Consider the following 22,720-nt stretch of genomic DNA (forward strand, 5'->3'; position numbering starts at 1 on the left):
CCGGAAGGGCTGAACTTCCGTCCGGCGTTCGAGGGCGGGCGCCTCGCGTCGTCAGCCCCGGCCGCGCCGGGCCAGCAACACCCCTCCCCCGCCCACCGCGAGCAGCACCATCGCGCCACCCGCGATGTACGGCGTCATCGAGCTCCCGCCGGTCTCGGCGAGGCCCGCCTCCGCCGGCGCCCCCTGAGGCTTCACGTCGGACACGGGGTCCGTGCTCGGCGCGGACTTCACCGGCTCGGCCGGCGACTCGCAGGTGGCGCGCGCGAGGGTCAGCGTGCCCTCGACCTCGGCGACGTTCAGCTTCAACGGGTTGATGGAGACCTTGAGTTCCAGCGCGGAGGCGGCGGCCGTGCGGGACGTGGTCCGCGTCGTGGAGAGGTCGAGGCTGACCTCGCCGACACCCGGGACGCTCACCTGCGTGGGACCGCCGGCGGACAGCGTCACCTTCTTGCCGAGGACGGTCACCGAGCCGAGCAGGTTCGAGGAGGCCACCGGCTTCTTGCCCGCGACGCAGGTCGCCCTGGACGTGACCTGTTCGACCTCGATGAGGGAGAGCAGCGGCAGACCCGGTACGTGCAGTTTGGCGTGCGCGAGGTTCGTGTATCCCTCGGCCTTCGTCGCGGAGACCGTCGCCCGGGCCGTGGCGACGTCCGCGCGCAGCACGCTGAACGGGCGTCCGCCGTCGACACCGTCCAACTCGGCGGTGAGCGCGGTCTTCTGGGCGCTCCGCGGCGCCTGGACTTCGTTGAGGGAGACCGCGAGCGGGACGTTCACGGTCTTGTTCAGGAGGGACACGTCGAGCCCGGTGCGCAGCACGACGGCACTCGCGCGGCCGTGGTCGGCGGTCGCGTGAGCGGAGCCCGCGCCGGCCAGGACCGCGGGACCTGCGGCCAGGACGGAGGCCGCCGCGGTGGCGGCGAGACGGCGTGCGGGCATGCGGAACTTGTTTCCGTTCAAGGTGGTGGGACCCCCAGTAGAGAACAGACTTGGGACCCGGCAAGAATTACGCACTGAGAGTGAACAGTCAGCAACCTGGCGTGACTTCACTCCAACGTGGGGTTTCCGTGCGTTCTTTCGAATCCCGGGGCACGGTTGTTCCCTCCGGTCACCCACTCGACTCCCCTTGTGCGAACACGCCGGTTGACGCCCCGGAGCACGAAAAGGAGTGCACAACGAGCCGAGTTCAGGAAGCGTCACGCTGCGTCAACCGGGAGCCGCGCCCCGGCACAGCGCCCGGGAGTCATGTCTGGGGGCATGCCCGCGAGTCGTACCTGAGAGCCGCCCCGAGAGTCGCCGCCGGGAGTCGCGCCCGGGAGTCAGCCGGTGACCCGGCCGTTCAGCACCACCCGGCGCGGCGCGGCCAGCACCCGCACGTCCGCGCGCGGGTCCTCGTCGTACACCACGAGGTCGCCGGGCGCTCCCTCGTCCAGTCCCGGCCGCCCCAGCCAGCTGCGGGCGCCCCACGCGGTGGCGGACAGCGCGTCGAGGGGCGGGATGCCCGCGGTGACGAGCTCGGCGACCTCGGCCGCGACGAGGCCGTGCGGGAGGGTGCCGCCCGCGTCGGTGCCGACGAACACGGGGATCCCCGCGTCGTAGGCGGCGCGCACGGTGTCGTAGCGCCGCTCGTGCAGTCGCCGCATGTGGGCGGACCAGGCCGGGAACTTGGCCTCGCCGTCCGCCGCGAGCTGGGGGAACAGGGCGATGTTCACGAGCGTCGGGACGATGGCGACGCCGCGCGAGGCGAAGAGCGGGATGGTGTCCTCGGTGAGACCGGTCGCGTGCTCGATGCAGTCGATGCCCGCCTCGACCAGGTCCCGCAGGGAGTCCTCGGCGAAGCAGTGCGCGGTGACACGGGCGCCCAGGCGATGGGCCTCGGTGATGGCCGCCTCGACGGCGTCCCGGGGCCAGCAGGCGCCGAGATCGCCCGTGCCGCGGTCGATCCAGTCGCCCACCAGCTTGACCCAGCCGTCGCCGCGCCGGGCCTCCTGGGCGACGTACGCCACGAGGTCGCCGGGTTCGATCTCGTGGGCGAAGTTGCGGATGTAGCGGCGGGTGCGGGCGATGTGGCGGCCCGCCCGGATGATCTTCGGGAGGTCCTCGCGGTCGTCGGTCCAGCGGGTGTCGGAGGGCGAGCCCGCGTCCCGGATCAGCAGGGTGCCGGCCTCGCGGTCGGTCAGCGCCTGCTTCTCCGCGACGTCCTCCGGCACCGGCCCGTGCGCGCCGAGCCCGACATGGCAGTGCGCGTCGACGAGACCGGGCAGCGCCCAGCCCTCGACGGTGCGCACGTCACGGGCGCCGGCGGGGCGCTCGTACGAGATCCTTCCGCCGACGACCCAGAGTTCGTCCCGGACGTCGTCGGGCCCGACGAGCACCCGCCCCTTCACGTGCAGCACCGTGCGATCGCTCATGCACGGCACCTTAATTCGTGCACCGGGGGCGGGCGCCAGAGCCCCTTTCCGAGGGCCCCGCACCGCCGGGCCAGGGCCCCTTTTCGACCACCCGCGCCCGCCGGGACAGGGCCCGCACCCGAGACCCGCAGCCCCCTCGTAGGGGGCCCTGTCGGGGCGTCAGAGCCCCTTGTCGAGAGGCGTGTCCGGCGTCGTGGCCGTCCCCTCCTCCACGTCCGCCATCGCGGGGTCGAGGAGCCGGGACAGGAAGTGGCGCGTCCGCTCGTGGCTCGGGTTGCCGATGACCTGCGCCGGGGCGCCCTCCTCGACGATCACGCCGCCGTCCATGAAGACGACCCGGTCGGCGACCTCGCGCGCGAAGGACATCTCGTGGGTGACGACCATCATGGTCATGCCCTCGTCGGCGAGCATCCGCATGACCGCGAGGACGTCGCCGACGAGCTCCGGGTCGAGCGCCGAGGTCGGCTCGTCGAAGAGCATCACCTGCGGACCCATGGCCAGCGCCCGGGCGATCGCCACCCGCTGCTGCTGGCCGCCGGAGAGGGAGCCGGGGTAGGCGTCCGCCTTCTCGGAGAGGCCCACGCGCTCCAGGTTCTCGGCGGCCACCCGGGCGGCTGCCGCCTTGTCACGGCCGAGGACCCGGCGCTGCGGCAGGGTCAGGTTGTCGGTCACCGACAGGTGCGGGAAGAGGTTGAACTGCTGGAAGACCATGCCGATCCGGCGGCGTACGGCGTCGATGTCGACGTCGGGGTGCGTGACCTCCGTACCGCCGACGAAGACCTCGCCCTTGCTGGGTTCCTCCAGGAGGTTCACACAGCGGAGCAGGGTCGACTTGCCGGAGCCGGACGGGCCGATGACGCACACGACCTCGCCGGTCCCCACCTCCAGGTCGATGCCGCGCAGCACCTCGTTGTCGCCGAAGGACTTGTGCAGGCCCTTCACCTGGATCTCTGGTGTCTGCGGCGTGCTCACTTGGTGGCCTCCCCGGCCTTCGCCTCAAGGCGGCGTACGACGAATCCGAGCGGCACGGTGACCAGCAGATAGCACAGGCCCGCGACCAGGATCGGTGTGGAGTTGGCGGTCTGGCTCGCCAGGTCACGGCCGAACTTGGTGAGTTCGCGCTCCTCCAGCGTGACACCGAGGAACAGCACCAGCGAGGAGTCCTTGAAGAGCAGGACGAGTTCGTTGGTGAGCGGCGGGATCACGACGCGGAACGCCTGCGGGATGACGATCGAGACCATGGCCCGCGCATGCGAGAAGCCCAGCGAACGGGCCGCCTCCATCTGCCCCTTGGGCACGGCCTGGATGCCCGCCCGGATCGTCTCGGCCATGTACGCGGCCGAGACCAGTCCGAGCGCGAGCGCCACCTTGCCGTAGGTGCCGCCGGGGATCTCCGTGCCCGGGAACGCCAGCGGTACGGCGACGCCCACGAAGACGAAGATCAGCAGGGCGGGCAGGCCACGGAAGATCTCGATGTAGATGCCGGCGACCCAGCGGTAGGGGCCCACCGAGGACAGCCGCATCAGGGCGATGACCATGCCCAGCACGAGGCCGAAGACGAAGCCGGACATCGTGTAGAGGACGGTGTTCTTCAGCGCCAGCGTGATGACGTCCGGGAACATCTGCTGGACCAGGTCCCACTGCGCGAACTGGTTCTTCAGCTGCCCCCAGTCGGCGGTGAGCGCGAGGGCGATCACCGCCGCGACGAAGAGGGCGTACTGCGCCCCGCGTGACAGGGCGCGCTTCTGACGCCGGGTCAGGCCGGACTTGCGGGGCTGGGCCGGTGCGTCGGCACCACTCATGAGGCGGAGGGGGAAGCGGAGGCGGCGGCGTCGTAGGGGCCGATCCACTTCTCGTACAGCTTCTTGTACGTGCCGTCGGCCTTCGCGTCCTTGATCGCCTTGTTGATGGCGGCGAGGAGCTTGGTGTTGCCCTTCTTCACCGTGAAGCCGTACTGCTCACCGGTGTTGAGGTTGTCCACCACCTTGAAGGCGGCCGCGTTCGCCTTGTCCTTCAGCCAGCCCTGGACGACCGGGTAGTCGATGATGACGGCCTGGACCTGACCGGAGCGCAGTCCGTTGAGCACCGCGTCGGAGGACTCGAAGGAGACCGGGTCGAAGCCCTGCTTCTTCGCGTAGTCCTCGCCGGTGGTCTGGGCCTGCGACCCGAGCTTCTTGCCCTTGGACTTGACGTCCGCGAGCGAGTTGACGCCGCTCTTCTTGTCGACCAGGACGGCCTGCGTGGCGTTGAAGTACGGGTCGGAGAAGTCGACGTTCTTCTTGCGCTCCTCGGTGATCGTCATGCCGGCCGCGGCGAGGTCGCACTGGCCGGAGTTGAGGAACGCGCCGGTCTTGAAGTTCTCGAACGGCGTGTCGACGAAGTCCTGCTTCACGCCGAGATCCTTGGCGACCAGGTCGATGAGGGAGACGTCGAAACCCTGCACCTTGCCGTCGATCTCCGACTGGAAAGGCGGGTACGGAAGGTGGGTGCAGGTCGTGAGCTGACCGCCCTTGACCAGCGTGACTCCACCCGCGGTGGTGGTCTTGCCCCCTCCGTCGTCCGAGGAGCAGCCGGCCACGAGCAGCAGCCCGGCCGTCGCGGTGGTGGCGGCCAGAATGCGGGTCCGGCGTCCTTGGACCGAGTTCACGAGGACCTCCTGTCGGGGAACTGAGGGTTCCGATTATAAGGAAAGGTTTGACTCACTCAAATCAATCCGATGGTCCGCATCCTGCCCGGCCTCGGAAACCGGCGGCGGCCGCCCCGGCGGGGCTCACGTCACGAGCTTTCGCGACAGCGCCCGCCCCCGCACCTCGTCCGGATCCCGCGGGCGCCTCGTCCGGATCCCCCGCGCACCTCGTCCGGATCGCCCCCGCGCCTCGTCCGGATCGCCCTCGCGCCTCGTCCGGATCGCCCGCGGGAGCGCCGGTTACGCTCGAATCCCGCGTATCCGCGCGTCCGCGTACTGGAACCCGTGAGCGAAGAGAGCACCGCCGTGACCCACCCCTTCCTGGACCTGGCCCCGCTGAGCGCGGCGCACTTCGCGGAGATCGAGGACCGTGTGGCGCGGCTGCTCTCCACCGAGCAGGATGTCGTGATCATGCAGGGCGAGGCACTGCTTCCGCTGGAAGGGGCCATTCGCGGGGCGGCCGGCCCCGGCACGACCGCGCTCAACGTGATCACCGGCCCCTACGGGCAGACCTTCGGGGACTGGCTGCGCGACTGCGGTGCCACGGTGATCGACCTCGCGGTGCCCTTCCACACGGCGGTGACGGCCTCGCAGGTGCGGGAGGCGTTCGCCGCGCACCCGTCGATCGACTTCGTCTCGCTGGTGCACGCGGAGGCGGCGACGGGGAACACCAACCCGGTCGCGGAGATCGGCGACGTGGTGCGGGAGCACGGCGCGCTGTTCTACCTGGACGCGGTGGCGTCGATCGGCGCGGAGCCGGTGCTGCCGGACGCCTGGGGTGTGGACCTGTGCGTGATCGGCGCACAGAAGGCGATGGGCGGCCCCGCGGGCGTGTCGGCGGTGTCCGTGAGTGAGCGGGCCTGGGCGCGGATGGCGGACAACCCCGCGGCGCCCCGGCGCTCGTACCTCTCGCTCCTCGACTGGAAGCAGCGGTGGATCGACGGCGGCCGCAAGGCGCTGCTGCACGCACCGGCACAGCTGGAAATGCTGGCCCTGGAGGCGTGCGTCGAGCGCATCGAGGCGGAGGGGCCGGCCGCGGTGATGGCCCGCCACGCCTCCGCCGCGGCGGCCACCCGGGCGGGCGCGCTCGCCCTGGGCGGCGGGCTTGAGCCGTACGTGTACGAGGCGGCGGACGCGGCGCCCGTGGCGACGACGCTGCGCGCCCCCTCGGGGATCGACGCCGCGGAGCTGGTCGCGCGGGCGCTGGCGGCGGATCCGGTGCTTCCGCTGGCGGCGGGCGGGGGCGCGCTCGCCAAGGAGATGATCCGGGTGAACCACTACGGGCCGGACGCCACGCGTGGTGTCGTACGGGTGTGTCTCACGGCGCTGGGCTCCGCGCTGGGGGAGCTGGGCGTCGCGGTGGACCTGGAGGCGGCGGGCCGGGCGGTGGGGGACGTCTGGGGCACGGGGGCCTGAGCCGGGCCGCGGGGGCGTGAGCCGGGTTCCGTTCCCGTCGGCGCCCGGTCTCGTCCCCGTCGGCCGTACTGGGGCCGCCCCGGGCCTCCACTGTCGCGCCGCGTGCTCTTCCTCAAACGCCGGACGAGCTGAAGCGGGAATTCCCGGGGCCACCAGTCGCTTTTATGGGCCGCTTATTCGGATACTATTTCCGAGCAGCTTCCCGTAGTTCTTCTGCCCGCTTTTTTTGAGGCTAAACGCAAAGATTGCGCGAACGACAACCGACGTAATTCGGATAGATCACGCGGCGATTACACGGCTGTGACACACTCCACAACGCGTCCCTTTCCTCCCCTATTATCCGGGCAAGATCGGGCATAACGCACCGGATAGGAGTGATCGATCGCGCCCGCGCGATAACATACGGATGGCTCATTCGTAACCCCGACCGACGATGCAATCTGAACTTTCGATCGGTAAATTCACTCCGCATGACCGCCGCACCAACAGACCTGCAAGCGGAATTCCTGGAAATGCCGGACGGACTTCGGATCGACCGCCCGGAGGTGGCCGACGGGGCCGCCCTCTGGCGCATCGCCAAGGACTCCGTAACCCTCGACCTCAACTCCTCGTACAGCTACCTCCTGTGGTGCCGTGACTTCGCCGGTACGTCGGTGGTGGCGCGCGACCCGGAGGGCAAGCCCGTCGGTTTCGTGACCGGGTACATCCGGCCCGAGCGTCCGCACACCCTGCTCGTGTGGCAGGTGGCCGTCGACGCCGCGTACCGCGGGCGAGGACTCGCCGGGGCACTGCTCGACGGGTTGACCGCGCGGGTCGCCCGGGACAGCGAGCACGGGCTGAGGGCGGTCGAGACGACCATCACCCCGGACAACGCCGCCTCCGATCGCCTGTTCACCTCGTACGCCGCACGGCACGGCGCGAGCGTCGAGCGCGAGGTGCTGTTCGACGCCGGACAGTTCCCCGACGGCTCGCACGACCCCGAGGTGCTCTACCGCATCGGGCCGCTGTCCTTCTGACCGGCCCGGCGTCCGGCCCGACCGGCCACCGCGTCCGGCACCCCACGACTTTCCCTTCCCGGACCCCCCACGACTTTCATCTCCCAGGAGGAGACCCGCAGTGACCATCGCCCAGCCCGACCTGAGCGTCTTCGAGACCCTGGAGTCGGAGGTGCGCAGCTACTGCCGCGGCTGGCCCACCGTCTTCGACCGCGCGCAGGGCAGCCGCATGTACGACGAGGACGGCCACGAGTACCTCGACTTCTTCGCCGGCGCCGGGTCTCTCAACTACGGGCACAACAACCCCGTGCTCAAACGCGCCCTCATCGACTATCTGGAACGCGACGGCGTCACCCACGGTCTCGACATGTCGACGACCGCCAAGCGCGCCTTCCTCGAGTCCTTCCAGAACCTGATCCTGCGGCCGCGCGATCTGCCGTACAAGGTCATGTTCCCGGGCCCGACGGGCACCAACGCCGTCGAGTCCGCGCTGAAGCTGGCCCGCAAGGTCAAGGGCCGCGAGGCGATCGTGTCCTTCACCAACGCCTTCCACGGGATGTCCCTGGGCTCGCTGGCCGTCACCGGCAACGCGTTCAAGCGGGCCGGCGCCGGCATCCCGCTCGTGCACGGCACCCCGATGCCCTTCGACAACTACTTCGAGGGCCAGATCCCGGACTTCCTGTGGTTCGAGCGGCTGCTCGAGGACCAGGGCTCCGGCCTCAACAAGCCCGCCGCGGTGATCGTCGAGACCGTGCAGGGCGAGGGCGGCATCAACGTCGCGCGCCCCGAGTGGCTGCGCGCCCTGGCCGACCTGTGCGAACGCCAGGACATGCTGCTGATCGTCGACGACATCCAGATGGGCTGCGGGCGGACGGGAGCGTTCTTCTCCTTCGAGGAGGCGGGCGTCACCCCGGACATCGTGACCGTGTCCAAGTCCATCAGCGGCTACGGACTTCCCATGTCCCTGTGCCTGTTCAAGCCCGAGCTGGACATCTGGGAGCCGGGCGAGCACAACGGCACCTTCCGCGGCAACAACCCCGCGTTCGTGACCGCCGCCGCGGCCCTGCAGACGTACTGGGCCGACGGGTCGGCGATGGAGAAGCAGACCCGTGCCCGCGGCGAGCAGATCGAGCAGGCGCTGATCTCCATCACCGAGGAGAACCTCGCCGACATCAAGGAGTACCGGGGACGCGGTCTCGTCTGGGGCCTGGAGTTCAAGGAGAAGGAGCGCGCGGGACGCGTCGCGCACCGCGCCTTCGAACTCGGGCTGCTCATCGAGACCTCAGGCCCCGAGAGCGAGGTCGTCAAGCTGCTTCCGGCACTGACGATCACGCCCGACGAGCTGGACGAGGGTCTGCGCACCCTCGCCCGCGCCGTCCGCGAGACGGTCGTCTAGAGACGTCGTCACGAACCACCGAGCACCGAGCAGGAAAGGCAGCGAGACACCGTGATCGTCCGATCGTTCAAGGACATCGAGGGAACCGACCGTCATGTGAAGGCGAAGTCCGGCACGTGGGAGAGCAAGCGCATCGTGCTCGCCAAGGAGCAGGTCGGCTTCTCTCTGCACGAGACGACTCTGTACGCGGGTACCGAGACGTCGATGTGGTACGCGAACCACATCGAGGCCGTCCTCTGCGTGGAGGGCGAGGCCGAACTGACCAATGACGAGACCGGCGAGAAGCACTGGATCACGCCCGGCACGATGTACCTGCTGAACGGTCACGAGCGCCACACCATGCGCCCCAAGACCGACTTCCGGTGCGTCTGCGTCTTCAATCCGCCCGTCACCGGACGGGAGGACCACGACGAGAACGGCGTATACCCGCTGCTGACCGAGCCCGAGGAGGTCTGAGCAGATGACCACGATCACCGATCTGTACCCGAGCCGCGGCGCCACCGAGGTGTCCGTGCCCCGCCAGGACCCCGTCGTGTGGAGCGCGCCGGGCGAGCGGGGCCCCCTCTCGGTGCCCGAGCTCCAGTCGTACGAGCGCGACGGCTTCCTGCCCGTCGAGGAGCTCATCACGGCGGACGAAGTCGCCGTCTATCACGAGGAGTTGGAGCGGCTCATCGCCGATCCGGCGATCCGGGCCGACGACCGCTCGATCATCGAGCCGCAGTCCCAGGAGATCCGCTCGGTCTTCGAGGTCCACAAGATCAGCGAGGTCTTCGCCCGGCTGGTGCGCGACGAGCGGGTGGTCGGCCGGGCCCGGCAGATCCTCGGCTCGGACGTCTATGTCCACCAGTCGCGGATCAACGTCAAGCCGGGCTTCGGTGCCAGCGGCTTCTACTGGCACTCGGACTTCGAGACCTGGCACGCCGAGGACGGCCTGCCGAACATGCGCACGGTGTCCGTCTCGATCGCGCTGACCGAGAACCACGACACCAACGGCGGCCTCATGATCATGCCGGGGTCGCACCACACGTACCTCGGGTGCGCGGGGGCCACGCCGAAGGACAACTACAAGAAGTCGCTGCAGATGCAGGACGCGGGCACGCCGTCCGACGAGGCGCTCACCGACTTCGCGAGCCGGCACGGCATCAAGCTCTTCACGGGCAAGGCCGGTTCGGCGACCTGGTTCGACTGCAACTGCATGCACGGCTCCGGGGACAACATCACCCCGTTCCCGCGCAGCAACGTCTTCATCGTGTTCAACAGCGTGGAGAACACGGCGGTGGAGCCGTTCGCGGCGCCGGTGCGGCGGCCGGAGTACATCGGGGCACGGGACTTCACACCCGTGCGGTAGTCGTGACCGCGTGACACGGCGTGGGGGGGGGGGACCCAAGGGGGGCCCGCCCCCCCCCGGGGCGGGGGGGGGGGGGCAGGGGAAACCGGCCCGACCGGCAGCAGCCGGGGGACGGCGGCGGGGGGGGTGTGGCGGCCCCGCGCCCCGGGGGGGGCCCCGCCCCCCCCGGGGGGCCCCCCCCCCACGCCGTGTCAGGGTGCGGGGACGCAGGTCAACCGGACAGGACGTCCAGCAGCCGGTCGACGTCGGCGGGCGTGTTGTACAGATGGAAGGCCGCCCTCAAGTTGCCTGCGCGGTCGGAGACTTCGACCCCCGCACGGCTCAGGTCCGGCTGCCGGCCGCCCAGTCCGGGCACGGAGACGATGGCCGACCCGGGTGCCGGGACCGGCGCGTGGCCGAGCTCCTGAAGCCCCGCGCGGAAGCGGTCCGCCAGCGCGAGGTCATGGGCCCGTACGGTGTCCACGCCCAGTTCCGCGATCAGTTCGAGGGAGTGCCGGGCGCCGGCGTACGAGAAGAGGCTCGGGCTCTCGTCGAACCGCCGTGCGGAGTGGGCGAGTTCCTCGACCGGGCCGTAGCAGCTGTCCCAGGGACGCTCCCCCGCGACCCAGCCCGCGAAGAGCGGGGTGAGTCCCCCGAGGTCCTCCGGGACGACCAGGAAGGCCACCCCCCGCGGGCAGACGAGCCACTTGAAGGCGACGGAGGAGACGAAGTCGTACGCGTCCGCGTCCACCGGCAGCCAGCCGGCGGCCTGGGACACGTCGATGTACGTACGGGCCCCGTGCGTCCGCGCGGCCTCGCGGATCGCCGGCAGATCGGCGATCCGGCCGTCCGCCGACTGCGCGGCGCTGACCGCGACCAGCGCCGTGCCGGGCCGCACCGCGTCGGCGATCCGCTCCAGCGGCACCGTGCGCACCTTGAGGTCCCCGCGCACGTGGAAGGGGTTCACGACGGAGGTGAAGTCGGCCTCGGCGGTGAGGACCTCGGCGCCGGCCGGCAGCGAGCCCGCGATCAGGCCGGTGTAGACGGCGACCGAGGCCCCGGCCGCGACCCGGCGCCCGGACACCCCGACCAGCCGGGCGAAGGCGGCCCGGGACGCTTCCACGTCCGCGAACATGTCCTGCGGCTGCCCGGCCGCCACGGATTCGACGCCGGCCCGCATGGCGTCCACGGCGCGGACCGGGAGCAGCCCGGTACTCGCGGTGTTCAGATAGGTGTTCTTCGGGGCGAACTCGGCTCGTACGAGGGTCTCGAAGGTCTCCATGGCACCACTCTGCGGCCCCGGGATCTCCCCGTCCATTGCCAATTTCTGCGTGGATCAGCCAAGGAGCGCTTATACGTGCCCTCCGACCTGGCTTTTCCCCGCCGGCCGCACCGGGTCGCTGCCTCAGTTCTGCGGTACGGCGCAGCCGTCCGGACCGCACGCCTCCGCGTCCCCGCCGGGCTCCTGGATCAGCTGCAGCGGGGAGCGCTCGCCCCACGCCTGGGTCAGGGCCTGGGTGAACACCTCGGCGGGCTGGGCGCCCGAGACGCCGTACTTCCGGTCGAGGACGAAGAAGGGCACGCCGGTGGCGCCCAGCTCGGCGGCCTCGCGCTCGTCGGTCCGCACGTCGTCGGCGTACGCGGCCGGGTCGGCGAGGACCTTGCGGGCCGCGTCCGCGTCGAGTCCGGCGGCCACGGCCAGCTCCACGAGCCGCTCGTCGTCGTCGAAGACGGACCGCTCCTCCGCGAAGTTCGCCCGGTAGAGCAGGCCGACCAGTTCGTCCTGGCGGCCGTGCTCCTTGGCGAGGTGCAGCAGCCGGTGCATGTCGAAGGTGCTGCCGTGGTCACGGCCCTCGGTGCGGTACTCCAGGCCCTCGGCGGCGGCGCTCTCGCCGAGCCGGTCCTCGGCGGCCCGCGCCTGCGCCTCGCTCATCCCGTACTTCTTGGCGAGCATCGGCAGCACGAGTCCGGTGTCCCCCTTGGCGCGGCCCGGGTCGAGCTCGAACGAGCGGTGCACCACCTCGACCTCGTCGCGATGCGGGAAGGCGTCGAGCGCCTTCTCGAAGCGGGCCTTGCCCACGTAGCACCACGGGCAGGCGATGTCGCTCCAGATCTCGACGCGCATGTCTTCGGCTCTCTCCAGGTCGCAGGGGCACGGAGGCACGCTCCGCCGGTACGGAGCCCTCCTCCGCCCACTGTGTGAACGTTCAAGCGGGCAGGCTCATTCCCTGGTCACCGCGTAACGCAGGTACAGATGGTGGTCCCCCTCGGCGTACGGGTTCTCCGGGTCGGGCACCCAGCCCTGGCGGGCGTAGAAGGCCTGGGCGCGCCGGTTGTCGATGTGCACGTCGAGCGTGGCGGTCCGCTTCCCGTCGGCCCGCCACTCCTCGACGCAGGCCGCGTGCAGCGCGGTGCCGATGCCGGAGCGCCAGTGGTCGGGGTCGACGTGGAACTGGAAGAGCTTGACGGTGTCGGCGGGGGCGCCGTCGGCCGTGCGGAAGGAGGCGATGCCGGTGATCCGGCCGTGCTCGACGGCACACAGCACATGTCCGTCCGGCCGCTCGACGGCGGTGCGCCAGGCCCCGAGCCAGTCCGTGCCGTCCTCCGGCACTCCGTCGGGGTAGTACGTCGCCCGGGCACGGGCGTGCAGGGCGGCGACGGCCGGGGCCTCGGCAGGCAGAGCGGTCCTGAGCACCCGGTTCACATGGCTCACACGGTCCTCGATCATGCAGCGGAGGACGTCTCGGGCGATCCCGTGGTTCCGATGCGGGTGAACTGGGCGCGGTACGCGCTCGGGGTGAGTCCGGTGCGGCGGACCAGGTGACCGCGGAGGGAGTCGGCCGTGCCGAGCCCGCAGGCGCCGGCGATCCGGTCCATGGGCAGGGTGGTCGTCTCCAGGAGTTCCTTCGCGCGTTCGATGCGCTGGTGCAGGAGCCACTGGAGGGGGCTCACCCCGCTCTCGGCGTGGAAGCGGCGGGTGAGGGTGCGCACGCTGACTCCCGCGTGCCGGGCGAGGTCGGTGAGGGTGAGCGGCTTGTCGAGATTGCCCATGGCCCAGCCGCGGGTGTCGGCGCAGAAGGTGCCCCGCTCGGGCGGCAGCGGGGTCTGGGTGAACTGGGTCTGGCCGCCGGGCCGTACGGGGGCGACGAGGGCGAGCCTGGCCACCCGGTTGGCGACGGCGGCGCCGTAGTCGGTGCGGATGATGTGCAGGCACAGGTCGATGCCGGCGGCGTACCCGGACGAGGTCATGATCTGGCCGTCGTGCACGTACAGGACGTCGGCCTTGAGGTCGAGCGCCGGGTACCGCTTGCCCAGTTCCTCGGCCAGTTCCCAATACGTCGTGACCGGGCGGCCGTCGAGAAGTCCGGCCTCGGCGAGCGCGAAGGCGCCGCTGCAGATGGACGCGACCCGCTTGCCGGCGCCGGCGGCCTCGCGGACGGCGGCCACCGTGCGCGGATCGGGCACGTAACGCTGCCCGGTGCCCGCGACGAGGACCGTGTCGGCCTCCCGTACGGCGTCGAGTCCGTGCCGCACATGGAGGTCGAGGCCGCCGGTGGTGGGCACCGGGCCCGGCTCCGGGGCGCAGATCACCACCTCGTAGCCCGGACCGCCGTCCACCTCGACCTTCGTGAACAGCAGCTCGGGGATGGCGAGGTTGAACATCGAGACGGGGGACGCGGCCACGACGGCGACGCGGCGGACACCCTGCGGGCGGGTCATGGCCAGAACCTCCGGATGTATGGCGTTCGGGCCACTACTGTACGCCGCCGGTCATCCGCAGCATGGAGGGCATGTCAATGAACACGACGCCCGGGACACCTGCCGCGGACGGCCGAATCCCGTGCGGGGGCGCGGAGTCGCGGTCCGGGAAACAGGCGGGACTCCCTGGCGGGGGCGCGGAGTCGCGGTCCGGGAAACAGGCGGGACTCCCTGGCGGGGGCGCGGAGTCGCGGTCCGGGAAGCAGGCGGGACTCCCTCGCGAGGACGCGGAGTTGGGACGCCCCGTGCACGCCGAGCGCCCCGCGCATCCCGTCTCGCCCGTCTCGCCCGCCTCGCCCGCCTCGCCCGTCTCGCCCGTCTCGCCCGCCCTCACTCTCGTGGCCGCCCTGCTGGGCTTCGCGCTGATCACCCTCGACGCGTCCGTCGTGAACGTGGCCCTCCCCTCGATCGGTTCGGTGCTCGGCGGCGGGATGTCGGGGCTCCAGTGGGTGGTCGACGCCTACACCCTGGCCTTCGCGGCGCTGATGCTCTCCACCGGTGCCTTCTCGGACCGGGCCGGGGCGAGCCGGGCGTACGGCATCGGGATCGCGGTGTTCACGCTGGCCTCCGTGGCCTGCGGCCTCGCCCCGGACCTGCCGGTGCTGATCGCGTCCCGCGTGGTGCAGGGCGCGGCCGCGGCCGTGGTGCTGCCCGCCTCGCTCGCGCTGGTCCGGCAGGCGTACGCGGACGCCGCCGGGCGGGCCCGCGCGGTGGCGCTGTGGGCGGCTGGCGGCTCGATCGCGGTGGCGCTCGGACCCGTGGCGGGCGGTGCGCTGACCACGGTGTGGGACTGGCGGGGCATCTTCTTCATCAACGTGCCGCTGGGCGCGGTGGCACTCGCGCTGCTGCTGCGGGCACCCCGGTCCCCGCGCCGGCCCGCACCGCTCGATCTGCCGGGCCAGCTCACCGCGGTCGTCGCGCTGACGGCGCTGACGTTCGCGGTGATCGAGGGCGGCGCGACGGGGTTCGTGGCACTGGCCGTGGCGGTGGGGGCGGCCGTCGTCTTCCTCCGCGTGGAGGCACGGCAGACGCATCCCGTCGTACCGCTCGGGCTGTTCCGCAGCCGGGAGGTGAGCGTGGTGGTCGCCGCGGGGGCCGCGTGCAGCGTCGCCTTCTACGGAGTGGTGTTCCTCTTCTCGCTCTTCTTCCAGCAGGTGCAGGGGCGTTCGGCGCTGTACGCCGGGCTGATGTTCCTGCCGATGACCGGGCTGATCGCGGTCACCAACATCCTCGCGGGGAAGCTGGCGGGGCGCTTCGGTCCCCGGCTGCCGATGCTGGTCGGCCAGTCGCTGGCCTCCGTCGGGCTGCTCGTCCTCCTGTACGTCGACAGCGCGACGCCGTCCGGACTGGTGGCCGTCCTTCTCGTCCCGCTGGCGCTCGGGTGCGCGCTGACCATTCCGCCGCTCACCGCGGCGATGATGGACGCGGTGCCCGCCGATCGGGCCGGGCTGGCGGCGGGGGTCCTGAACTCCGCCCGCCAGGTGGCGGGCGGCCTCTCCATCGCCGCCTTCGGCACCCTCGTCTCCGGGGGCTTCGCATCGGGGATGCGTGTGGGTCTCGCCCTGAGCGCGGCCCTCCTCGCCGCGACGGCCGCGGCGACGGTCGGTCTGCGGGCAGCTGGATCAAGCCCGTCCGGCGATTGAGGACGAGCGCGTCAGCGCGATACGGGGGTCTGGGGGCGGAGCCCCCAGGTACGGGACGGGTAGGGGCGGCGGGGGCGAAAACCCCGTAGGGACACCCACCCGCACCCGCCCGCCCCCGGGTTCACGACCCGTCGCGCAGCCCGTCCGGCCAGGAATCCCGGTACTCGACGTGGTCGTACGTGACCACGCACCCCTCACCGACCGGCGACTGCGCGAGAAACCCGACGAGCGCGGCGGAGGTCTCCTTCTCACCGGCGAGGGTGAAAAGCCGGACGAAGGTCCAGTGGACCCCGTCGCGGGAGGCGTGGAAGGCGAAGGCACGCCCGGTGCGACTGACCCGAAGCCACACGGAACTGCCGTCCACGGCAAAGGAGTTGGCGTCGTCGGAGTGCCCCCGGGTGACCACCGTGCAGACGGTGGGCACGTCCGGGGAGTACTCCAGACACAGCTTCGCCCACGCCCGCTCCCCCACGTGGACATACAGCACTCCCGCATCGAAGGAGGCCGCAAAGCCCACCGTGACCCGGGCGATGAGCTGGAAGTCCCCTTCGGGGGCGCCCAGCAGCCGGGGCGCGTCGGACGCGGGGTCCAGGGCCTCGCCGGTGGGCGCGACGAAGCGGTCCTGCCGCGCACCCGCCCAGCCGGAGAGCACCCCGTCCTCGTACACCCAGTGGCCGTCAGGCCCGTACGTGCGGAGCGGAAAAGGGAGTTCGGGGAGTTCGACGTCCATCCGCCGAGTGTCCCAGGCCCCGGTGATCAGCGTTCCAGCCGGCCGTCGTAACGGCGGGGCAGCCCCAGCGGGTTGTCGTCGCGCAGCTCCGGCGGCAGCAGCGCCTCCGGCGCGTTCTGGTACGCCACCGGCCGCAGCCAGCGCTCGATGGCCGTGCCGCCGACGGAGGTCGAGGTGGACGTCGTCGCCGGGTAGGGGCCGCCGTGGTGCTGGGCGGGCGCGACGGCGACGCCCGTCGGCCAGCCGTTGACCAGAACCCGGCCGGCGAGCGGGGTCAGCTCGGCGAGGATCTCGGCGCCGCGTCCCTCACCCGCGGCCTCCTCGGTGGAGAGGTGCACGGTCGCGGTGAGGTTGCCGGGGAGGCGGGAGAGGACCGCGCCGGCCTCGGCGTCGTCCTCGTAGCGGGCGACGACCGTGAGCGGGCCGAAGCACTCCTCCAGGAGCAGGTCGTGCTCCCCCTCGGCGGCGAGCCGCTGCGCGGGCACGGTCAGGAAGCCGGGGCTCACCGTGTGGTCGCTGCCCGCGCCCGGGGTCACCGGGGCGTCCACGTCCGGGAGTCCGGCGCGCTCGGCGACTCCGGCGACGAAGTTGTCGCGCATGCGGTGGTCCAGGAGCACCCCCGCGTCGGTGTCGCTGACGGCGTCCGTCAGGGACTTGACCAGGCGGTCGCCGGCCGCCCCCGCGGGCGCCAGCACGAGGCCCGGCTTCACGCAGAACTGGCCCACGCCGAGCGTCATCGAGCCGGCGAGTCCGGCGCCGATCGCCTCGGCGCGCTCGGCGGCCGCGGCCTCGGTGATGACGACGGGGTTGAGCGAGCCGAGCTCGCCGTGGAAGGGGATCGGCACGGGCCGGGCGGCCGCCGCGTCGAAGAGGGCCCGGCCGCCTCGTACGGATCCGGTGAAGCCGGCCGCAGCGACCAGCGGGTGCTTGACCAGCTCGACACCGGCCTCGAAGCCGTGGACCAGGCCGACGACGCTCGCCGCGATGCCGTGCTGGGCCGCGGCCCGGCGCAGCACGGACGCGACCAGCTCGGAGAGCCCCGGGTGGTCGGGGTGGGCCTTGACCACGACCGGGCAGCCGGCCGCCAGCGCGCTCGCGGTGTCGCCGCCGGGCACCGAGAAGGCGAAGGGGAAGTTCGAGGCGGAGTAGACGGCGACGACGCCCAGCGGCACCTTGTAGCGGCGCAGGTCCGGGATCGGCGGGGTGGCCGTGTCGTCGGGGTGGTTGATCACGACGTCGAGGAAGGCGCCTTCGTCGACGATGTCCGCGAAGGTACGCAACTGGTAGCAGGTGCGCGCGAGTTCACCGGTGAGCCGGACCGGCCCTAGCGCGGTCTCGGCGTCCGCGGCCTCCACGAGGTGGTCCTTGGAGCCTTCGAGCAGGTCCGCGGCCGTGCGCAGGAACGCCGAGCGCACCACGCGGTCGGCGAGGGACCCTCTGGCGGCGTGCGCGGCGCGGACGGCCTCGTCCACCTCCTGGGCTGTGGCCTCCACCGCAACCTGCTCGCGCTGCTTCCCGGTTCGGGGGTCGACACTCCAGACTGGTGCTGCTGCCACCGCGGGTCCCTCCAGATGTGTTGCCGCAGTTCTTCACCGCAGTTCTTACGTCACCACCAGGCCCGTTCGATATACTGAACGCTGTCTCTGCTGGTGAATATGATGCGGAGACTATTTCCCGTCGAACGAAGGGGTCAAGGGCGATGTCGGCAGTCGAGACAGGCGGCGGGGCACAGGTCAAGTCCGCGGTGCGGACCGTGGAATTGCTCGAGTACTTCGCCGGCCGCCCCGGTATGCACTCCTTGGCCGCGGTGCAGGAAGCCGTCGGCTATCCGAAGTCGAGCCTGTACATGCTGCTGCGCACGCTCGTGGAGCTCGGCTGGGTCGAGACGGACGCGACGGGCACGCGGTACGGCATCGGCGTACGCGCCCTGCTGGTCGGCACGTCGTACATCGACGGCGACGAGGTGGTGGCCGCGGCCCGGCCCACGCTCGACCGGCTGTCGGACGACACCACCGAGACGATCCACCTGGCGCGCCTGGACGGCACGAACGTCGTCTATCTGGCCACCCGCCAGTCGCAGCACTATCTGCGCCCCTTCACCCGGGTCGGCCGCCGCCTCCCCGCGCACTCCACCTCCCTCGGCAAAGCGCTGCTCGCCACCCACACCGACGAGCAGGTCCGCAAGATGCTCCCGGAGACGCTTCCGGCGCTCACCGAGCACACCATCACCGACCGGGAGAAGCTCATCGAGGAGCTGCGCCAGGTGCGGGAGCAGGGGTTCGCCGTGGACCGCGAGGAGAACACGCTGGGCCTGCGCTGCTTCGGCGTGGCGATCCCGTACCGCACGCCGGCCCGTGACGCGATCAGCTGCTCGGTGCCGGTGGCCCGCCTCACCCCGGCGCACGAGCAGATGGTCAAGGACGCCCTGTTCGACGCCCGCGACCGGCTCACGCTGGCCACCCGGAGGCTCTGAGGTGGAGGTGGCCCTGCGCCCGGTCCACGACAGCGACCTGCCGGTCTTCTTCCGCCAGATGAACGACCCCGAGGCGTACCTCATGGCCGCGTTCACCTCGGCCAGGGACCCCGCCGACTGGGACCTCTTCGCCGCCCACTGGCAGCGCGTCCGGACCTCGTCCGACGTGGTCCCGCGGACGATCCTGGCGGACGGTGACGTGGTCGGCCACGCGGCGGTGTACGGCGACCCCGGCGAGCGCGAGGTCACGTACTGGATCGACCGCACGTACTGGGGCCAGGGCATCGCGACCTCGGCGCTGCGCACCCTGCTGACGCAGGTCCCCGAGCGACCGCTGTACGCCCGGGCGGCGGCGGACAACACGGCGTCCCGCCGGGTACTGGCGAAGTGCGGCTTCCGCGAGACGGGCCGGTCCCGCGGCTACGCGCCCGCCCGGGGCGCGGACACGGACGAGGTGGCCCTCGTCCTGGACAGCCCTTCCACGGAGTGAGAACCCGGGCCCGGCCGTGCACACGCCGCGCACCCGGGTTCCGCGAGGGTCCCGCGCGCTCCCTGGCTCCATGAAGGGGAGCTCCCCCGCTCCATGAAGGGAGAGCTCTCCCGCTCCATGAACGGGAGATGAGAAATCCGGGCGGAAGGGAACGATTCGCGCCGGTCCGCTCGTCCTCAGAGCGGGATGAACAAGACGATCAGGCGTGCCGCCGTCTTCACGCTGCTGCTGGTGCTCTCCCTGCTGATCAGGGCGACCTGGGTGCAGTTCTACGACGGAAAGGCACTGGCGGACGACAAGGACAACCGACGGAACGCGATCGAGCAGTACGCGAACCCGCTCGGGAACATCATCGTGGCCGGTGACGCCGTCACCGGCTCCGCGCAGACGAAGGGCGGCGACCTCAAGTACAAGCGCACGTACACGGACGGCAGTCTGTACGCGGCCGTCACGGGCTACAGCTCGCAGGTGTACGGGGCGACGCAGCTGGAGGGCATCTACCAGAACCTCCTCGACGGCACGGATCTCCAGCTGAAGAACCCGCTCGACACGCTCACCAACAAGCGCGCCGCCCCGGGTGACGTCGTCACGACGATCGACCCGGGCGTCCAGAAGGCCGCGTTCGACGCGCTCGGGGACAAGAAGGGCGCAGCCGTCGCGATCGACCCGAGGACCGGCAGGATCCTCGCGGTCGTGTCCACGCCGTCGTACGACCCGGGGCAGCTCAGCACCGGCGACAACGACGCCTGGAAGAAGCTGACCACGGACGCGGACAAACCGATGACGAACCGGGCCCTGCGCCAGCCGCTGCCGCCCGGGTCGACGTTCAAGCTGGTCGTCGCGGCCGCCGCCCTGGAGGACGGCCTGTACGCGGACGTGGACGCGAAGACGGACAGTCCGAACCCGTACACCCTGCCGAACACGACCACCGTCCTGAGGAACGAGAGCGCGTCCGCGCCGTGCGAGAACGCCTCGATCCGGGTCGCCCTGCAGTACTCGTGCAACAACGTCTTCGCGAAGATGGCCGTCGACCTGGGCCAGGACAAACTGCGGGCGACGGCCGAGAAGTTCGGGTTCAACGACAAGACCCAGGACGTGCCGGTGCGGGCGTACCCGAGTGTCTATCCGTCGGACATGGACAAGTCGTCCACGGCGCTCACCGGAATCGGGCAGTTCGACGTGACCGCGACGCCGCTCCAGATGGCCATGGTGTCGGCCGCCATAGCCAACGACGGCAAGCTGGTCTCGCCCCATATGGTGTCGCAGACCAGTGACTCCGGCGGCACTGTGCTGAAGAACTACGACGACAGCACGGAGACCAAGGAGATCGTCAGCTCGTCCACGGCCCGGCAGCTCCAGTCCGCCATGCAGACGGTCGTCACGGACGGCACGGGCACCAACGCCCAGATCCCCGGCGCGACCGTCGGCGGCAAGACCGGCACGGCGCAGCACGGCGAGAACAACAGCAAGACGCCGTACGCCTGGTTCACGTCGTACGCGAAGTCCGACTCCTCGGACAAGGAGGTCGCCGTCGCGGTCATGGTCGAGCAGTCCGACGCGGCCCGCTCGGAGGTCAGCGGCAACGGCCTGGCCGCGCCGGTCGCCAAGGCGATGATGCGGGCGGCGCTCAAGAACTGACCGCCGCGGGCAGGACCGAAGGGCCGTCCTCGCGCCCCGGAGGACGGCCCTTCGTACGGCACGAGCCCGGGTTCCCGTACCTGGTTCCGTACGGGATGAGCCCTGCTTCTCGTACGGGACGAGCCCTACTTCACGCCCAGCACCTGCTCGATCGGGTCGATCGCGAAGTACACCAGGAACAGCACGGACGCACCCCACAGCAGCCAGTGGATCTCCTTCGCCCTGCCGAGGACCGCCTTGATCACGACGTAGGCGAGGAAGCCCGCGCCGATGCCATTGGTGATCGAGTACGTGAACGGCATCACGGCGATGGTGAGGAACGCGGGGATCGCGATCTCGTAGCGGTCCCAGTCGATGTGCTTGACCTGCGTCATCATCAGGAAGCCCACGGCGACCAGGGCGGGCGCGGCCGCCTGGAGCGGGACGATGGTCAGCAGCGGGGTCAGGAAGAGCGCGAGCGCGAACAGCCCGCCGGTGACCAGGTTCGAGAACCCCGTGCGTGAGCCCTCGCCGACGCCGGCCGCCGACTCGATGTACGAGGTCGAGGAGGAGGCCGAGGCCGCGCCGCCCGCGACCGCCGCCGCGCCGTCGATGAGCAGCACCCGGCCGAGGCCCGGCACCTTGCCCTCCTCGTCGAGCAGCCCCGCCTCGGCGCTGATGCCGACGACCGTGCCCATGGTGTCGAAGAAGTCGGACAGGATCAGCGTGAAGACCAGCAGGACGACCGTGATGGCACTGGTCTGGCCGAAGGCGCCGAACAGGCTGAAGTGACCGAGCAGCCCGAAGTCCGGCGAGGCCACCACGTCGTCCGGGACCTTCGGCGTGGTCAGACCCCAACTCTTGATGTCCGCGGCCGAGTTGATGATGATCGCCACGATCGTCATGGTCACGATGCTGATCAGGATCGCGCCCTTGACCTTGCGTGCGAGCAGGCCGATGGTCAGCAGCACCCCGAGACAGAAGACGAGGACGGGCCAGCCGCCCAGCGCGCCCGTGCCGCCGAGCTGCACCGGCACGGTGGTGTTCGCGGCGTCCGGGATCCGGCTGACGAACCCGGCGTCGACGAAGCCGATGAAGGCGATGAACAGGCCGATGCCGACACTGATCGCCTGTTTCAGCGGCTGCGGGATCGCGTGCATGACGGCCTCGCGCAGTCCCGTCACCACCAGCACGCAGATGAGCAGGCCTTCGAGGACGATCAGGCCCATCGCGTCGTCCCAGCTCATCAGCGGGGCGATCTGGAAGGCGACGACCGCGTTGAGGCCGAGGCCCGCGGCGAGGGCGAGCGGGAGGTTGCCGCCGACGCCCATGATGACCGTCATGACCGCGGCCACCAGGGCGGTGGCGGTGGTCAGTTGGACGGTGTCGAGCTGGTGGCCGAACTTGTCCTTGGCGCTGCCCAAGATGATGGGATTCAGGACAAGGATGTAGGCCATGGTGAAGAACGTGGCGAGGCCGCCGCGTATCTCCCTGCCGAAGGTGGAGCCCCGGGCGGAGATCTTGAAGAACCGGTCGATGCTGTTCGCCGCTGGGGGCGGGGCACTTGGCCGGTCGGCCACCTTCTGCGGTTCGGACATGGCGATGCTCCTCGGGCCTGGACGCCGGGTGGGCGGATGCTGGCTGGATTGTTCCCGCGCCGCACCGGTTTCAGGTTTTCTCCGTGTTACGGAATCAGCTTCGGCCGACCGGAGGCCGTCCGGAGTCCCGCGCGCCTCCATCGACATGCGGATGGGCCGGTCCGCCCCGTGCGGACCGGCCC

The 22,720-nt window shown here is 71.0% G+C and carries 21 protein-coding genes; 9 read left to right on the forward strand and 12 right to left on the reverse strand.

The features are described from left to right. Window positions 1-51: 51 nt before the first annotated feature. The 5 genes from ACFVYF_RS00425 to ACFVYF_RS00445 form a co-directional block, all read right to left on the reverse strand. A complete protein-coding gene (locus tag ACFVYF_RS00425) occupies window positions 52-957 on the reverse strand; it encodes an SCO1860 family LAETG-anchored protein (protein ID WP_389448521.1) in 906 nt (301 codons plus the stop codon). A 359-nt stretch (window positions 958-1,316) separates the two neighbouring features. Beyond that, complete coding sequence (locus tag ACFVYF_RS00430; protein WP_389448524.1) at window positions 1,317-2,408, reverse strand: amidohydrolase family protein; 1,092 nt, start codon at window positions 2,406-2,408, stop codon at window positions 1,317-1,319. Between the two features lie 159 nt (window positions 2,409-2,567). Beyond that, on the reverse strand, window positions 2,568-3,380 hold the full coding sequence (locus ACFVYF_RS00435; protein WP_389448527.1) for an amino acid ABC transporter ATP-binding protein: 813 nt from the start codon (window positions 3,378-3,380) through the stop codon (window positions 2,568-2,570). Further along, complete coding sequence (locus ACFVYF_RS00440) at window positions 3,377-4,210, reverse strand: amino acid ABC transporter permease (RefSeq protein ID WP_389448530.1); 834 nt, start codon at window positions 4,208-4,210, stop codon at window positions 3,377-3,379. Before ACFVYF_RS00440 ends, ACFVYF_RS00435 begins: the two co-directional genes overlap by 4 nt. Then, window positions 4,207-5,055 (reverse strand): transporter substrate-binding domain-containing protein, encoded by an 849-nt coding sequence (locus tag ACFVYF_RS00445; RefSeq protein WP_389448533.1) that lies wholly within the window; start codon window positions 5,053-5,055, stop codon window positions 4,207-4,209. The genes ACFVYF_RS00440 and ACFVYF_RS00445 overlap by 4 nt, the downstream gene beginning before the upstream one ends. A gap of 345 nt (window positions 5,056-5,400) precedes the next feature. Here ACFVYF_RS00445 and ACFVYF_RS00450 point away from each other — a divergent pair, with 345 nt between their 5' ends. From ACFVYF_RS00450 to thpD, 5 genes are all read left to right on the forward strand, one after another. Next, window positions 5,401-6,510, forward strand: a complete 1,110-nt coding sequence (locus ACFVYF_RS00450; RefSeq protein WP_389450550.1) for a pyridoxal-phosphate-dependent aminotransferase family protein — start codon at window positions 5,401-5,403, stop codon at window positions 6,508-6,510. A gap of 470 nt (window positions 6,511-6,980) precedes the next feature. Continuing rightward, the gene (gene ectA / locus ACFVYF_RS00455) at window positions 6,981-7,526 is read left to right on the forward strand and encodes a diaminobutyrate acetyltransferase (RefSeq protein WP_389448535.1); all 546 of its coding nucleotides are present in this window, start codon (window positions 6,981-6,983) and stop codon (window positions 7,524-7,526) included. A 100-nt stretch (window positions 7,527-7,626) separates the two neighbouring features. Continuing rightward, a complete protein-coding gene (gene ectB / locus ACFVYF_RS00460; RefSeq protein WP_389448538.1) occupies window positions 7,627-8,901 on the forward strand; it encodes a diaminobutyrate--2-oxoglutarate transaminase in 1,275 nt (424 codons plus the stop codon). Window positions 8,902-8,952: 51 nt separating this feature from the next. Then, entirely contained in the window at window positions 8,953-9,357 is a 405-nt protein-coding gene (locus ACFVYF_RS00465) for an ectoine synthase (protein WP_383280807.1), read from the forward strand. 4 nt (window positions 9,358-9,361) lie between these two features. Then, window positions 9,362-10,249 (forward strand): ectoine hydroxylase, encoded by an 888-nt coding sequence (thpD, locus tag ACFVYF_RS00470; RefSeq protein WP_389448541.1) that lies wholly within the window; start codon window positions 9,362-9,364, stop codon window positions 10,247-10,249. A gap of 211 nt (window positions 10,250-10,460) precedes the next feature. Here thpD and ACFVYF_RS00475 read toward each other — a convergent pair whose 3' ends face one another. The 4 genes from ACFVYF_RS00475 to ACFVYF_RS00490 all read right to left on the reverse strand — a co-directional run bounded on the left by ACFVYF_RS00475 (window position 10,461) and on the right by ACFVYF_RS00490 (window position 13,948). Next, complete coding sequence (locus ACFVYF_RS00475) at window positions 10,461-11,510, reverse strand: aminotransferase class V-fold PLP-dependent enzyme (protein WP_389448544.1); 1,050 nt, start codon at window positions 11,508-11,510, stop codon at window positions 10,461-10,463. A 123-nt stretch (window positions 11,511-11,633) separates the two neighbouring features. Beyond that, entirely contained in the window at window positions 11,634-12,353 is a 720-nt protein-coding gene (locus ACFVYF_RS00480) for a DsbA family oxidoreductase (RefSeq protein ID WP_389448547.1), read from the reverse strand. Window positions 12,354-12,449: 96 nt separating this feature from the next. Then, window positions 12,450-12,956, reverse strand: coding sequence for a GNAT family N-acetyltransferase (locus ACFVYF_RS00485; RefSeq protein ID WP_389448550.1), 507 nt, complete (start codon window positions 12,954-12,956; stop codon window positions 12,450-12,452). Beyond that, a complete protein-coding gene (locus tag ACFVYF_RS00490; RefSeq protein ID WP_389448553.1) occupies window positions 12,953-13,948 on the reverse strand; it encodes a GlxA family transcriptional regulator in 996 nt (331 codons plus the stop codon). The genes ACFVYF_RS00485 and ACFVYF_RS00490 overlap by 4 nt, the downstream gene beginning before the upstream one ends. 272 nt (window positions 13,949-14,220) lie before the next feature. Here ACFVYF_RS00490 and ACFVYF_RS00495 point away from each other — a divergent pair, with 272 nt between their 5' ends. Further along, window positions 14,221-15,630, forward strand: coding sequence for an MFS transporter (locus tag ACFVYF_RS00495; protein ID WP_389448556.1), 1,410 nt, complete (start codon window positions 14,221-14,223; stop codon window positions 15,628-15,630). Window positions 15,631-15,751: 121 nt separating this feature from the next. Here the strand turns inward: ACFVYF_RS00495 and ACFVYF_RS00500 are convergent, their stop codons facing one another. Next, entirely contained in the window at window positions 15,752-16,360 is a 609-nt protein-coding gene (locus ACFVYF_RS00500; RefSeq protein WP_389448559.1) for a DUF1349 domain-containing protein, read from the reverse strand. Window positions 16,361-16,386: 26 nt separating this feature from the next. Next, window positions 16,387-17,916, reverse strand: a complete 1,530-nt coding sequence (locus ACFVYF_RS00505; RefSeq protein ID WP_389448561.1) for an aldehyde dehydrogenase (NADP(+)) — start codon at window positions 17,914-17,916, stop codon at window positions 16,387-16,389. A 143-nt stretch (window positions 17,917-18,059) separates the two neighbouring features. On the opposite strand from ACFVYF_RS00505, the gene ACFVYF_RS00510 reads away from it, so the two are divergent. The 3 genes from ACFVYF_RS00510 (at window position 18,060) to ACFVYF_RS00520 (ending at window position 20,961) form a co-directional block, all read left to right on the forward strand. Further along, complete coding sequence (locus tag ACFVYF_RS00510) at window positions 18,060-18,833, forward strand: IclR family transcriptional regulator (RefSeq protein ID WP_383280781.1); 774 nt, start codon at window positions 18,060-18,062, stop codon at window positions 18,831-18,833. Window position 18,834: 1 nt separating this feature from the next. After that, a complete protein-coding gene (locus ACFVYF_RS00515) occupies window positions 18,835-19,323 on the forward strand; it encodes a GNAT family N-acetyltransferase (protein WP_389448564.1) in 489 nt (162 codons plus the stop codon). A 186-nt stretch (window positions 19,324-19,509) separates the two neighbouring features. Then, on the forward strand, window positions 19,510-20,961 hold the full coding sequence (locus tag ACFVYF_RS00520; RefSeq protein WP_389448567.1) for a peptidoglycan D,D-transpeptidase FtsI family protein: 1,452 nt from the start codon (window positions 19,510-19,512) through the stop codon (window positions 20,959-20,961). 125 nt (window positions 20,962-21,086) lie between these two features. Here the strand turns inward: ACFVYF_RS00520 and ACFVYF_RS00525 are convergent, their stop codons facing one another. Further along, window positions 21,087-22,538 (reverse strand): NCS2 family permease, encoded by a 1,452-nt coding sequence (locus ACFVYF_RS00525; protein WP_389448569.1) that lies wholly within the window; start codon window positions 22,536-22,538, stop codon window positions 21,087-21,089. Window positions 22,539-22,720: the final 182 nt, after the last annotated feature.

Source organism: Streptomyces sp. NPDC058274, assembly GCF_042881375.1.
Lineage (GTDB): Bacteria > Actinomycetota > Actinomycetes > Streptomycetales > Streptomycetaceae > Streptomyces.